Source organism: Aeromonas sp. QDB30, assembly GCF_027707645.1.
In the GTDB taxonomy this organism is placed as follows: domain Bacteria; phylum Pseudomonadota; class Gammaproteobacteria; order Enterobacterales; family Aeromonadaceae; genus Aeromonas; species Aeromonas caviae.
Genome location: NZ_JAPCIY010000091.1, coordinates 1 through 13,279, shown reverse-complemented (window position 1 = coordinate 13,279; position 13,279 = coordinate 1). Strand labels below are relative to the sequence as shown.

The following is a 13,279-nucleotide window of genomic DNA, read 5'->3' as shown; positions in this document are numbered from 1 at the left end:
TTGCGATTAAATCAGATCACAAACGAAGCCTTTTTTCTATCTATTTCAATTGGTTGTAGCTAAAGATCCTGTACATGTAGATAGAATATGTTGGAAACATACTTTTCGAAGCCAGCCACTCCTTGGCTGGCTTTGCTTTCAGGAACTAACTGTAATCAAATCAACGGTGGCGTACGTGGCGGCACCATCCGCTTGCTGCCGGTGGACTCGAAGGCCGAGGCGAGGCGCAGCAGGTTGTTGTCGTCATAGGCGCGGCCGGCGAAGGTCAGCCCCACCGGCATACCGATATCGGCCATCACCCCCATGGGAACGGTGACGGTCGGCACGCCGAGATGGCGAATGGCGAGGTTGCCGTTGGCGACCCAGATGCCGTTGCTCCAGGCGATATCGGCGGAGGCCGGATTCACGTCCGCGTCAGCCGGGCCCACGTCGGCGACGGTCGGGAACAGCACGGCGTCAAGCTTGAGCCCGTCCATCCAGTCTTCCAGATCCAGCTTGCGGGTCTTCTCCAGACCACGCAGGCCGTCCGGCACAGAGGCAATCTCGTCGAAACGCTTGAGACCGCGCTTGGCCATCTTGACGTACTCGTCCATGCCCGCCGCCAGATCCCCTTCGCGGTTCGGCAAGGTGCCCGGATCGTGGGGGAAGATCTGGGGGCCATCCACATCGGCCAGCTTATTGAGCTTGGGATCGCCATTGGCGCGCAGGAAGTCGTCGAACGCCCAGCCGGAGAGCTCCCACAGCTCGTCGTTGAGAAACTCCGGGCTCACGATGCCGCGATTGAACACGGTCGGCGCGCCGGGTCTGTCCCCTTCGCAGTTGGAGACCAGCGGGAAGTCCACTTCGATGACTTCGGCGCCAGCGGCTTCCAGCACCTGACGGGCCTGCTCCCACAGCGCAATCACGGTCTCGCGGGTATGGATACGCTGACCGGTCGGGCCGCCGATGCCGGGGTTGTCGCTGGTGCCGGCCAGTTCATCCTTGTTGATAAACATGCGCTGCACGCCGAGGCGCTTGCCCTTGAGGGCATCGGGCTTGGCAGCCAGCTCCAGATAGGAAGCCGGACGCACTTCGGAGGCTTTGGGCAGCTTGACCCAAGGCTGCATGCGCCACAGATCACCGCGAGTGTCGGCATCGTCGGCGACCACTACATCGAGCACTTCCAGCAGATCGGCCATGGTGCGGGCATAGGGCACCACCACATCCATGGTCGGAGTCAGGGGCCAGTTGCCGCGCACCGAGATGACGCCACGGGACGGGGTGTAGGCGCACAGGCCGTTGTTGGAGGCAGGGCCACGGCCGCTCGACCAGGTCTCTTCGGCCAGACCAAAGGCGGAGAAGCTGGCGGCGGTGGCGGTACCGGCGCCGTTGGAGGAGCCGGAAGCAAACGGCGCGGTCAGGTAGTCGGCGTTGTAGGGGCTCTCGGCACGGCCATAGACGCCGCGCTGCATGCCGCCATTGGCCATGGGGGGCATATTGGTTTTGCCAAGGCAGATGGCACCGGCGGCGCGCAGGCGCTCAACGGTAAAGGCATCGCGCTGGGCCACCAGATCCTTGAAGGCCGGGCTGCCGGAGGCGGCGGTCAGCCCCTTGACCAGATAGCTGTCCTTGGCGGTGTAGGGGATGCCGTCGAGCGGCCCCAGGGTCTCGCCACGGGCACGGCGGGCATCGGAAGCTTGCGCCTCTTTCAGGGCATCGGGGTTGGGCACCACGACGGCATTGAGGCGGGTTGCTGTCTCGGGGCCGTCATAGGCGGCGATCCGGGCCTGATAGGCCTCGACCAGTTCGACCGCGGTGGTGCGGCCTGATTCGAGCGCGGCACGCAGCTCGGCAATGGAAACCTCGGTCACTTCGATCATGGGGATCTCCTGTAAAAGGGTGACTGTTTGTCATGATGATCGCCGCATCGGCGCCTGCGACCATCACGTCATCAAGAGATAAAACCCCACGGCGTGGGGTTTTGAATACTAACTAGAACCGGTTTACGACCCGTCGCGAGAGGCCGTAAGCAAGATGAAGAGCAGCGCAGGAACCGGAGTGTATGTGAATACATGAGCCGTTTGTTCCACATAAGTGAGCTGCACATAAGCCTCTAATAACTGCCTCGCAGCAGGATCGTCATCCGGTTCTTATTTGCCGGAAGGGATCTGCTGGGTAATGCAGTGGATATTGCCACCGCCCAGCAGGATCTCGCGGGCCGGGACGCCGACCACGGTGTGATCCGGGAAGATCTCTTCCAGAATGCGCTGGGCTTCGCCGTCGGTGGCGGCATCCAGCAGCGGGTAGACGATGCGATCGTTGGTGATAAGGAAGTTCACGTAGGAGCCGGCCAGACGACCTTCTGCCTCGCGCGGCACACCGCTGCCGCTCTCGACGCCGGCAGACTCTTCCTCTGTGCAGTAGAGCGGGCCCGGCTGGGGCAGCTTCCACACTTTCAGCTTGCGACCCTTGGCATCCACCGCCGCTTCCAGCACCTTGAGGGCGGCCACGGAGCGGGCGTACTGGGGATCGTTCTGGTCATCAGTCCAGTGCAGCGCCACTTCACCCGGACGCACGAAGCAGCACATGTTGTCGATGTGGCCGTCGGTTTCGTCCATATAGACGCCTTCGTCCAGCCAGATAAAGCGGGTGACGCCCAGATAGTCGCGCAGGTGAGCTTCGATCTGCGCTTTGGTCAGGTGCGGGTTGCGGTTTTCGTTGAGCAGGCACTCGGCGGTGGTCAGGCAGGTGCCTTCGCCATCAACGTGGATGGAGCCCCCTTCCAGAATCAGCGGCGCATCGTAGCGAGCCATGCCGTGTTGGGTCAGCATCTGGGCTGCCACTTCCTCATCCTGATTCCACGGGTAGTAGAGACCGCCCTTGTGACCGCCCCAGGCGTTGAAGCCCCAATCCACCCCACGGCACTCGCCGGCCGCGTTGGTGACGATGGTCGGGCCGGTATCGCGAGCCCAGCAGTCATCGCTGTTCATCTCGACCAGAGTGACGTGAGCGGGCATGATGGCGCGGGCCTGCTCCATAAACTGGGCCGGTACCCCCATAAAGACCGGGGTGGCGCCACCGATGGCATCCGCCACCTTGGCGAAGGTCTCTTGCGCGAAGCGACCGGCTACGCGCCAGTTGTCCGGGCGAAACGGCCAGATCATCCAGACGGCCTGCTGGTGCGCCCACTCGGCGGGCATGGTGAAGCCGTCGGCGGCCGGCGTGGAGTTAATGGTCTTGATGCTCATCGCAAGGCTCCTTGCATGGATTGAGGCCCCCGTTTACGCCAGATGCGGCGCGGGAACCCGGAAAAATAAGAGTGGGTCGCAGATTAAGACGTTGCGCCCCCATCCATCAAATGAATAGGATGGATTGTCCCATAAACACGGCGAATAATCCCCCCATGAAACTGCACCAGCTCGACCTCAATCTGCTGCTCGCGTTTGACGCCCTGATGACGCAGGGCAGCGTCACCCGCGCCGCCGAAGCGCTCTTTATCAGCCAGCCAGCCATGAGCCACTCCCTTAACCGGCTGCGCACCTTTCTCGGCGACCCGCTTTTGGTACGCACCCCGCAGGGGATGCTGCCGACCCCGCGTGCCCAGCGGCTGCATCTCGGGGTGCAGCAGGCGCTGCGGCTGCTGGAGCAGCAGCTCACCGAGGAAGAAGAGTTCGAGCCGAGCCAGTCGAAGCGGCGCTTCGTGCTCTGCACCACAGATTACGTGGAGTGCGTGCTGATCCCGCCCCTTATCCAGCGCCTCAGGAAGCTGGCCCCCGGCGTCACCATCGAAATCCGCATCCTGCGCGATACCCTGCCCGAAGCCGAGCTGGCGAGCGGCGAAATCGACCTGGTGCTGGGGTTTGACGAGTACATGCAGGTACCGGGGTATCTGGGCAAGGAGACCTGGCTCACCGAACCCCTGGCCGGGCTGGTGCGCGCCACCCTGGAGCTGGAGGAGGAGCGCATCACCCTCGACCAGCTAATCGAGATGCCCCATGTGTTCCACTCGCCGCTCGGCACCTCGGAGGCGAGCCTCGACCGCTATTTGCAGAGCCTGGGCCATAGCCGCACCATCTCGGTCAACAGCCAGAGCTATATGTCCGCCGCCGCCATCGTGAGCCAGAGCGACCACCTCTTGGTACTGCCCAGCATGGTGGCCGAGCTGCTCGCCAGCCACTGGCCGCTGAAAAGCCTGCCCCTGCCCGACGACGTGCCGGACTATCACCTCAACTGCGTCTGGCACCCGGTCCACGCCCAGCAACCGGCGTTGACCTGGTTGAAGGCGTTGATGAAGGACCTGGTGAATCCGGGCTAAGCGGCAGCGACTGGCAGTTCCTCCCCCTCATCCCCAACTCTTCTCCCATTCTTTTGTAAATGAGCGGGAGAAGGGGGCAAAATCCCTGCTGCGAGGGGCATCCCCAGCAACAACAAAGGCTCCCGCGGGAGCCTTTGTTGTTTACATCTTCGCCATCACGCCCGCAGGGCGCTCATCATCCGGGCGACGACACCGGCCAGCAGAGGGCGGTCGGGGTGGCACTGGGCGAAGGTGACCAGTCCCTGGATATGGACCTGCAAGAAGGCGGTCAGGGTGGGGATGTCCCCCTCTTTTGCCAGCTCTCCCTGCGCCTTTGCCAGGGTCAGCTGCCCGGCCAGATCCTGTTCCAGCTCGCCGTAGATGGCCTTGAAGCGAAGGTGCAGCTCCTCGTCCTGCTCCGCCAGCTCCATCAGGGTGCGGGTCAGCAGGCAGGAGCCCTGCAGGGCATCGTCCACCACCTGCTCGAGGAAGGCGTGCAGCCCCGCCAGCGGGCTGGGCTGTGCCAGGCAGCGGCGGCGCAGGGCCCCCTTCTCTGCCACATAGTGATCGACCGCCGCCAGCAGCAGGCCGCGCTTGTTGCCAAAGGCGGCATAGAGGCTGCCGGGGTGCAGGCCGGTTGCGGCCACCAGCTCCTGCATGGTGGTCTTGGCATAGCCTTTGGCGCGAAAGGCTTCCATGGCGTTTCGCAAGACGGCATCCCGATCGTATTCGGCGCTGCGCATGGGGTCTCCGGTGGCAAGGTCCCGCGGGACGGAAAAAACAGGGCGGCAAGTTTACCCCAGCCTCCCCCGTCAATCCATGTTGAATGCTTGCTCAAAAAATACTTGCACGCAAACCAAAAAACGTCTTGAATGCCCGTTCAAGAATCACTCCCTCAGGACAGACGATCATGAATACCCTGTTTCAGCCCTATCGCCTCAACGACACCCTCACCCTCGCGAACCGTTTCATGATGGCCCCCCTCACCCGCTGCATGGCGGGCCCGGGTCTGGTGCCCACCGAACAGATGGCCGCCTACTACGGCCGCCGCGCCGACATCGGCCTCATCATCTCCGAAGCCACCATCATCCGTCCGGACGGGCAGGGCTACCCCAATACCCCGGGGCTCTACAGCGCCGAACAGATCGCCGGCTGGAAGAAAGTGACCAGCGCCGTGCATGCCAACGGTGGCAAGATCTTCGCCCAGCTGTGGCACGTGGGCCGTCTCTCCCACCCCTTCTTCCACCACGCCGAAGTGCTGGCCCCCTCCGCCGTCGCCCATGAGGGCACGGTGCCGCGCATGCGCGAGCTGGTCTATCAGGTGCCGCGCGCCCTGACCGGGAGCGAAATCGCCCAGCTGGTCGAGGATTACGCCCAGGCCGCCGCCAACGCCATCGAAGCGGGCTTTGACGGGGTGGAGATCCACGGTGCCAACGGCTACCTCATCGATCAGTTCCTGCACCACGCCAGCAACCTGCGCACCGACAACTACGGCGGCAGCCCCGAGAACATGAGCCGCTTCGCCCTCGAGGTGGTGGATGCCATCGCCGCCCGCATCGGCGGGGATCGCACCGGCCTTCGTCTCTCCCCCGGCGCCTATGTGCACCTGGAAGGGGATGCCCGGGATCGCGCCGTGTTCGACCACCTGCTGGCCGAGCTGAACCAGCGCACTCTGGCCTATCTGCACCTGGGCATCTTCGATGACAGCCTCACCTTCGACTACCTGGACGGCCGCGCCTCCGACTACCTGCGTGCCCGCTACGACGGCCACCTGGTGGGGGTGGGCAACTACAGCGCCGAGACCGCGCTCGAGGCCATCGAGGCGGACCGCTTCGACCTCGTCGCCATCGGTCGCCCCCTCATCGCCAACCCGGACTACCTCGCCAAGGTGAAGCAGGGCGACGCCCTGGTGCCCTATGCCGACACCATGCTGGCCGAGCTGGTCTAACCCTCGCTGGCGCCTTGCCTGACCAAGGATGGGATCCGCGCCCCCGCGCGGGTTTCCAATGTTTGGGCCCTCTCCCGGGCCCTTTTTTCTGACTGCCTGTCCCCTTTTTCACGCAAATAGTTGTCATCAACAACCAAAGGATGGTATTGGTTGCGCATAACAACCAAATGCCACCACAAGGAGACAACCCCATGGATCCCCGCCCCCTGCGCGCCCTGTCGAGGGAACTGGTACGCGAACTCGGCATGCTCTCCCAGCAGTGCGGCTCGCTGGCCCTGAGCCCCCTGGAGGCCCACCTGCTCATCGAGCTGGAGAACGGTCCCGCCACCAACCAGCAGCTTGCCGAGCGCCTTCGCATCGACAAGTCCAACGCCAGCCGCCCCCTGGCCCGCCTCGCCGAGCGGGAGCTTATCGCCTGGCAACCCCACCCCTCGGACGGGCGCAGCAAGGAGGCGAGCCTCACCGAGCCGGGCAAGGCACAGCTTGAGGAGCTGCACCGGCAGATGGACGAGACCATGGCGGGGGCCCTGGCCCAGCTCTCCCCCGCCGAGTGCGAGCAGATCTGGGAGGGCATGCGGCTCTATCGCAGCGCCCTCTCCCGCGCCCGCCGCCAGCAGGGGTTCGTCATCCGCCCCATCACCCCGGCCGACAATCCCCGGATCGCCGCCGTGGTGCGCGCCGTCTCCGCCGAATACGGCCTCACCGCCGACAAGGGGTACGGGGTGGCGGATCCCAACCTCGATTTTCTCCACGAGACCTATCAGGGGGAGCGCAGCCGCTACTGGGTGATTGAGGGACCGGACGGCGCCATTCTCGGCGGGGGTGGCATAGCGCCGCTGGCGGGGGCAGCGGATGTGTGCGAGCTGCAGAAGATGTACTTCCTGCCCGCCCTGCGAGGGCTGGGGCTGGGACGGCGGCTGGTGTTGCAGGCGCTGGCCGAGGCTCGCGCCCTGGGTTACCAGCGCTGCTATCTGGAGACCACCGCCGTGCTGCGGGAAGCCACCGCCCTCTATGAATCCCTGGGCTTCGAACACCTGCCGGGGCCCCTTGGCTGCACGGGCCACGACGCCTGCGAGATCTGCATGGTACTGGCGCTCGACGGGAAGGAGGGGAGATGAGTGAACCAACCCGACTCTCTGTCGGCATACGAGATGTCAGCTTCGGTGAAAGGGTGAAGCTGGTTGAGCCTGTCAATCTCTACGGCTGTACCCTGGCTGACGATGTCTTTGTCGGCCCCTTCGTGGAGATACAGTCGAACGTCTCCATAGGGCGCGCCACCCGCATCCAGTCCCACAGCTTTATCTGTGAGCATGTGACCATAGGTGAGCGCTGTTTTATCGGTCACGGCGTCATGTTTGCCAATGACCTCTTTCAAAGCGGCGCCCCCGACCCGGATCCCGCCAGTTGGGGCCGAACCCACATCGGGGATGGGGTATCCATCGGTTCAAACGCCACCATTTTGCCGGTACGGATATGCCAGGGAGCCGTCATCGGTGCAGGCGCAGTGGTGACCCGGGACATCACTGTACCTGGCACCTACGCCGGCAACCCCGCCAGATTGCTGCGTACTTTCTAGCCAGAAGCGCCAATTCTCCCCTCACCCCCCTTCTCCCGCAGGGTAGAAGGGGGCCGGACAGGCAATCTGTCGATACCCCGCGAACCCGTTTACCCCGTATCACGGCCCCTGGCTGACACCGCGCCTCCCCAGAAGAGCGCTTGCCATTCATCTCATGGACAGTGACACATAACGCCTGTCAGGCTCCAACCCGCTGGGTATAGTGATCAAAGGCGATTACCTTTTGATACCCCTCTGATTCATAAAGTAATTTTGCAGGTTGATTGGAGACAGCCGTCGCCAGTTTGACGGTCAGGGCATCTGTCTCCCTGGCAAAGCTGGCCACCCGTTTCAGCAGCGCTCTTGCCACACCCTGCTGGCGAGCTGACTCGACGACATAAAGATCATTGAGGTACCACATCCTCTTCATCGCGACGGAAGAGAATGCCGGATACAACTGGACAAAGCCTGCACACTCTCCCGCCTCGTTGCGTGCCAGAAAGATGACTGAATCGGCAGCGCCGAGGCGTGCCCCAATGAATCGGGTTGCCTCACCGCTGTCCGGCGCCTGCCCATAGAACTGCCGGTAGGTATCAAACAGACGGCTGGTTTCTTCAATGTGGGCCAACGTGGCCTGGAATATCTGCATGGCATCTCCTTGTCACCCTTCCCTGCACAGCGGTGCAATAGGATGGGGCCGTATGGCAAATACAGTGTCGGGTTTAAGAGGGGAAATAGAACCAGGCGGTCTGGATAAGACCCTCCTTCACCTCGAACACCGCCACGCTCTCGATGGGCTCGGGGGAGAGGCCGTGGATCAGCTCGTGATCGAACACCTTGTTGCCCATGACAGTGCGTGACAGCAGCTCGGCCTTGAGCAGCGGGTTGTTGAATCTGTGCTGTGCATAGAAGGCTCGCAGCGCCCCCTTGCCGACTGTGCTCGGCGTCTCGGTCGGCATGCGATAGCCTTTGAAATCCGGGGCAAAGCAGGCCACGAAGGCATCGAGATCGTGGGCATTGTAGGCGGCAAACTGCGCCTCTACGGGTTGGGTGACGGACATGTCTCTCTCCATGGGTGAAATTTAAATCACTTATCCTTGATTTTTATTCATTCATCAAGCCCCGGATGGGGATCGCCGCCCCTTCCAATGACACGCCCCATAACAAAAAACCCCGCCGAAGCGGGGTCTCTCTGGTCATCAGCCACCCGCTGGGTGCGGGCAGGGTGATCAGTGTTCGCGGGTCTGGCGGAAGTGAACGTCCGGGTGACGCTCCTGGGCCAGGCGCAGGTTGACCATGGTCGGCGCGATGTAGGTGAGGTTGTCACCCCCATCGAGGGCCAGGTTGACCTCGTTCTTGCGCTTGAACTCCTCGAACTTCTTGACGTCGGTCCCTTCCACCCAGCGGGCGGTGGCGACGTTGACCGCCTCGTAGATGGCCTCGACGTTGTACTCGCTCTTGAGGCGCGAGACCACCACGTCGAACTGCAGCACACCGACCGCACCGACGATGAGGTCGTTGCTGATGAGCGGACGGAACACCTGCACCGCCCCCTCTTCGGAGAGCTGCACCAACCCCTTGAGCAGTTGCTTCTGCTTGAGGGGGTCACGCAGGCGGATACGGCGGAACAGTTCAGGTGCGAAGTTCGGGATGCCGGTGAACTTGAGATCTTCACCCTGGGTGAAGGTGTCGCCGATCTGGATGGTGCCGTGGTTGTGCAGACCGATGATGTCGCCGGCACAGGCCTCGACCGCCTGTTCACGGTCACCGGCCATGAAGGTGACGGCGTCGGAGATGTTCACGTCCTTGCCGATGCGCACGTGGCGCATCTTCATGCCCTTGCTGTAAGTACCTGACACGATACGCATGAAGGCGATACGGTCGCGGTGTTTCGGGTCCATGTTCGCCTGGATCTTGAACACGAAACCGGAGAACTTCTCCTCAGTCGCCACCACTTCGCGGCTCTCGGCCTTGCGCGGCATGGGGGCTGGCGCCCAGTCTGTCAGGCCGTCCAGCATGTGGTCGACACCGAAGTTGCCAAGGGCGGTCCCGAAGAAGACCGGGGTCATCTCGCCGGCGATGAAGGCGTCGTGATCGAACTCGGGAGAGGCGCCCTGCACCAGCTCCAGCTCGCCACGCAGCTGGGCAGCCAGATCGTCGCCGATGGCGGCATCCAGCTCGGGGTTGTTCAACCCCTTGACCACCCGCTTCTCCTGGATGGTGTGGCCCTGACCGCTCTGATAGAGATAGGTCTCGTCCTTGTAGAGGTGATAGACACCCTTGAAGGATTTGCCACAGCCAATAGGCCAGGTGATGGGGGCGCACATGATGTTGAGCTCGCGCTCCACCTCGTCCATGACCTCCATCGGGTCGCGCACTTCGCGGTCCAGCTTGTTCATGAAGGTGAGGATGGGGGTGTCGCGCAGCCGGGTCACTTCCATCAGCTTGCGGGTCCGGTCTTCAACACCCTTGGCGGCGTCGATGACCATCAGGCAGCAGTCGACCGCCGTGAGGGTACGGTAGGTATCTTCGGAGAAGTCCTCGTGACCCGGGGTATCGAGCAGGTTGACCAGGCAGTCGGCGTAGGGGAACTGCATCACGGAAGTGGTGATGGAGATACCGCGCTGCTTCTCCATCTCCATCCAGTCGGATTTGGCGTGCTGGCCCGAGCCACGGCCCTTGACGGTACCGGCGCGCTGAATGGCCTGTCCGAACAGCAGGACCTTTTCGGTGATGGTGGTTTTACCCGCATCCGGGTGCGAGATGATCGCAAAAGTGCGTCTCTTGGAGACTTCACTCAGAAATTCAGCTGACATAATTCGACGTTCTTCTATTGAGCGGCGGCCTGGAGCCACCGTGGGAAAAATGCGGGACAGCACCTTGGAATCAGGGCGCCCATGCAGACAACGACACCACGCGGGCGGGTCAGTGACCGCCGGTGGAGACAGGAGAAGCGCGTTGCATTACATGGGTCTGGCCCCGGATCAAAGCAAAATTGCGCGGCATTATACCCGCGCGAGTGAAAAATACCCAGCCCGCTATCACGGGGCCCGGGGTCGGCCTCACCGGGCCGTCATCACCCGGTTGCGCCCCGCCAGCTTGGCCTCGTACATGGCCTCGTCGGCCCGGCGTACCAGCTCGCCCAGGTTGTCATCCTCGGGTTTGTACTGGGCGCAGCCGATGCTGATGCGGATGGGGTGATCCGCAGGCACCCCCTCAATCTCGAGGCAGGCGACGGCGAGGCGGATCCGCTCCGCCACCTCGACGGCCTCGCCCAGAAGGGTATCCGGCAGCAGCACCAGAAACTCCTCGCCGCCGTTGCGCCCCACCCTGTCGAGGCTGCGCAACTGCTCCTCGATGCACTGGGCCACGGCGGTGAGCACCCTGTCCCCCACGTGGTGGCCCAGCTGGTCGTTCACCTTCTTGAAGTGATCCACATCCAGCAGCAGCACGCACAGGGGTTTGCCCTCCTCCCGCGCCTGGGTGAACCATTTGCGCCCCTTGGCCTGGATCTGGCGCCGGTTGTGGATGCCGGTCAGTTCGTCCGTCATGGCGAGGCGCTGCATCTTGCGGGTGCGCCCGCGCTGGTGCACCACCAGGGTACCCATCACCACCAGCAGCAGGGCCACCACCAGGTATTGCCAGTAGCGCCGCTCCTGCAACTGCTTGAGTTTCTCCGCCTGCAACTGCTGCTGGGACCTGAGGGTCTGGTTTTCCAGCTCCTTGCGGGCGAGATCGAACTCGAAACGCATCTGCAAGGAGCGCTGTTCCCGCAATCTGAGCTCGAGGGCCTGGCGGGTCTCGACATAGGTCTTGAGGCTGGTGAGGGCCGATTGGATATGCCCCTGACGCTCCAGCACCCGGGCCCGTGTCTCATGCACCCGGGCGAGGAAGCGCAGGTTCTGCTCCCGGGTAAAGATGGGCTCGGCCTCGTCCAGGTGCCGCAGCGCCTCGCCGGGTCGGTTCAGGGCCTCGAGGACCTCGGCCATGACGAGGTGCCAGTGGCCCAGGGTGACGCTGTCCGCCCCCTCCCCTTGATGAAGGGAGGCTGCCGCCTGATCGAGCTTGATCATGGCCTGGTCCGGCTTGCCCTGTTTCTGCAGGATGGTGGCCAGCTCGATTCGGCTCCAGGCCAGGACCCCTTCCTGGTTTGACCCCAGATAGTAACGCTCCGCTTCGGCCATCAGGGGCAGCGCCTTGTCGTACTCTTCGGTGTCGATGTAGAGGAGCCCCTGCTGGCTGTGAATGTCCACCAGGTACTCCTCGACCCCGAGCTGCCGGTAGTCGTGCTCCAGCTCCTTGAAATAGCTCTCGGCCCGCTCATAGAGCCCCATCCTGCGATAGGCATTGGCAATATTGGCGAGCACCTCGCGCCCCTTGGCCTCCAGCCCGAGCGCCTCGTAGCGCTGGTGGGCATCGATGAGATCCATCAGCCCCTCCGCCAGCTCCCCCTGGTAGGAGTACATCTCCCCCCGCAGGCTCAGGATGTCGGCACGCTGACGCTCATCCCCGAGTCGGCGAGCCAGGGTCAGGGCGGCGTCGTAATCCTCCCCGGCCCCGGCCATGTTGCCGAGCAGTTGCCGGTGATACCCGCGGCAGGCGAGCAACCCCACCTCGGTGACCCTGTCCTTGCGGGCACGGGCCTGCGCCAGCCCCTGCTCGGCAAACGCCACCGCGCGGCGAAACTCCTCGTCTCGTTCACTCGGCTGGGCCCAGCACTGCAGCCGGGCAAGGCGGCCCTGCACCTCGAGCGGATAGTGTGCCTGTTCGGCAGTCAGGGCGGCGACGCGCTCGCGAAACACCTGCACCGGCATCGTCGACTCTTCCAGTCGCTGCAACGCCAGTTGCAACTCGTCCCCAGCCAGTGGCGTCGCCTGGGCCAGGGCAACCCCCAGCAACAGACCACCTCCCATCAGGATCTTCATGCGGACATTTTCTCCTCTTCACTGGCCGGACGCCGCGCTCACCGCTGTCATCATATCCCCACAGACTCTGGGCGCACAGCCGCCAGAGGGTGAGAAAACTCCTCATATCGAACAAGAGCCTCCCCTATCCCCTTCTTTACAGAAGGAGAGAGTGCATCGACTATATATGCTTTCGAACAGGGGAAGGGATGAGGAATGACCTACGAGGAGCTGAGGGAGGCTTACGACAGGTTGTTGCTGGAGAACGAGCGTCTCAAACGCATCGCGGATGACGCGCGGGAGAAGCTGGACGCAGCCATGGATGGCACCGGCCTGTGCATCTGGCAGAACCATGTGCCCACCGGCAAACTCATCATCTTCAACCGGCGCTGGGGCTCCATGCTCGGTTACCAGCCCAAGGAGCTGTCGGCCCACTTCGACGTCTGGCGCGCCCACCTGCACCCGGAGGACAGGGAGCAGGTGCTGCAGGCCTTCTTCGACCATCTGGAGGGCAAGAGCCCGTTTTATCAGGTTCTTCGCGGGATCTTGGGGAAGTGGAAGTTGACAGACAGGGTGCTGGTAAACTGGCTGTCTCCAAA

The 13,279-nt window shown here is 63.2% G+C and carries 12 protein-coding genes; 5 read left to right on the top strand and 7 right to left on the bottom strand.

Annotation, left to right across the window (positions count from 1 at the left end; translation table 11 throughout):
* Positions 1-155: 155 nt before the first annotated feature.
* Both PG896_RS18845 and aguA read right to left on the bottom strand, forming a co-directional pair.
* Positions 156-1,859, bottom strand: coding sequence for an amidase (locus PG896_RS18845; RefSeq protein ID WP_270836073.1), 1,704 nt, complete (start codon positions 1,857-1,859; stop codon positions 156-158).
* A 270-nt stretch (positions 1,860-2,129) separates the two neighbouring features.
* Complete coding sequence (aguA, locus tag PG896_RS18840; protein ID WP_270836072.1) at positions 2,130-3,227, bottom strand: agmatine deiminase; 1,098 nt, start codon at positions 3,225-3,227, stop codon at positions 2,130-2,132.
* A 155-nt stretch (positions 3,228-3,382) separates the two neighbouring features.
* On the opposite strand from aguA, the gene PG896_RS18835 reads away from it, so the two are divergent.
* The gene (locus PG896_RS18835) at positions 3,383-4,294 is read left to right on the top strand and encodes a LysR family transcriptional regulator (RefSeq protein WP_270836071.1); all 912 of its coding nucleotides are present in this window, start codon (positions 3,383-3,385) and stop codon (positions 4,292-4,294) included.
* Positions 4,295-4,449: 155 nt separating this feature from the next.
* Here the strand turns inward: PG896_RS18835 and PG896_RS18830 are convergent, their stop codons facing one another.
* Entirely contained in the window at positions 4,450-5,016 is a 567-nt protein-coding gene (locus PG896_RS18830; protein WP_043155368.1) for a TetR/AcrR family transcriptional regulator, read from the bottom strand.
* A 167-nt stretch (positions 5,017-5,183) separates the two neighbouring features.
* On the opposite strand from PG896_RS18830, the gene PG896_RS18825 reads away from it, so the two are divergent.
* The 3 genes from PG896_RS18825 (at position 5,184) to PG896_RS18815 (ending at position 7,797) form a co-directional block, all read left to right on the top strand.
* On the top strand, positions 5,184-6,221 hold the full coding sequence (locus tag PG896_RS18825) for an alkene reductase (RefSeq protein ID WP_041214552.1): 1,038 nt from the start codon (positions 5,184-5,186) through the stop codon (positions 6,219-6,221).
* Positions 6,222-6,412: 191 nt separating this feature from the next.
* Entirely contained in the window at positions 6,413-7,339 is a 927-nt protein-coding gene (locus PG896_RS18820) for a MarR family transcriptional regulator (RefSeq protein WP_043155371.1), read from the top strand.
* On the top strand, positions 7,336-7,797 hold the full coding sequence (locus PG896_RS18815) for an acyltransferase (protein ID WP_039039413.1): 462 nt from the start codon (positions 7,336-7,338) through the stop codon (positions 7,795-7,797). Before PG896_RS18820 ends, PG896_RS18815 begins: the two co-directional genes overlap by 4 nt.
* 178 nt (positions 7,798-7,975) lie before the next feature.
* On the opposite strand, the gene PG896_RS18810 is transcribed toward PG896_RS18815, so the two are convergent.
* The 4 genes from PG896_RS18810 to PG896_RS18795 form a co-directional block, all read right to left on the bottom strand.
* On the bottom strand, positions 7,976-8,425 hold the full coding sequence (locus PG896_RS18810; protein ID WP_043155373.1) for a GNAT family N-acetyltransferase: 450 nt from the start codon (positions 8,423-8,425) through the stop codon (positions 7,976-7,978).
* A gap of 73 nt (positions 8,426-8,498) precedes the next feature.
* On the bottom strand, positions 8,499-8,837 hold the full coding sequence (locus PG896_RS18805) for a nuclear transport factor 2 family protein (RefSeq protein ID WP_043155376.1): 339 nt from the start codon (positions 8,835-8,837) through the stop codon (positions 8,499-8,501).
* A 168-nt stretch (positions 8,838-9,005) separates the two neighbouring features.
* Entirely contained in the window at positions 9,006-10,595 is a 1,590-nt protein-coding gene (gene prfC, locus PG896_RS18800; protein ID WP_089503670.1) for a peptide chain release factor 3, read from the bottom strand.
* 243 nt (positions 10,596-10,838) lie between these two features.
* Positions 10,839-12,701: a diguanylate cyclase gene (locus PG896_RS18795; protein WP_043155378.1), complete on the bottom strand. Its 1,863-nt coding sequence runs from the start codon at positions 12,699-12,701 to the stop codon at positions 10,839-10,841.
* A 195-nt stretch (positions 12,702-12,896) separates the two neighbouring features.
* Between PG896_RS18795 and PG896_RS18790 the strand changes: the two genes are divergently transcribed.
* On the top strand, positions 12,897-13,279 hold a 383-nt coding region (locus tag PG896_RS18790), incomplete at its 3' end, for a PAS domain-containing protein (RefSeq protein WP_270836070.1).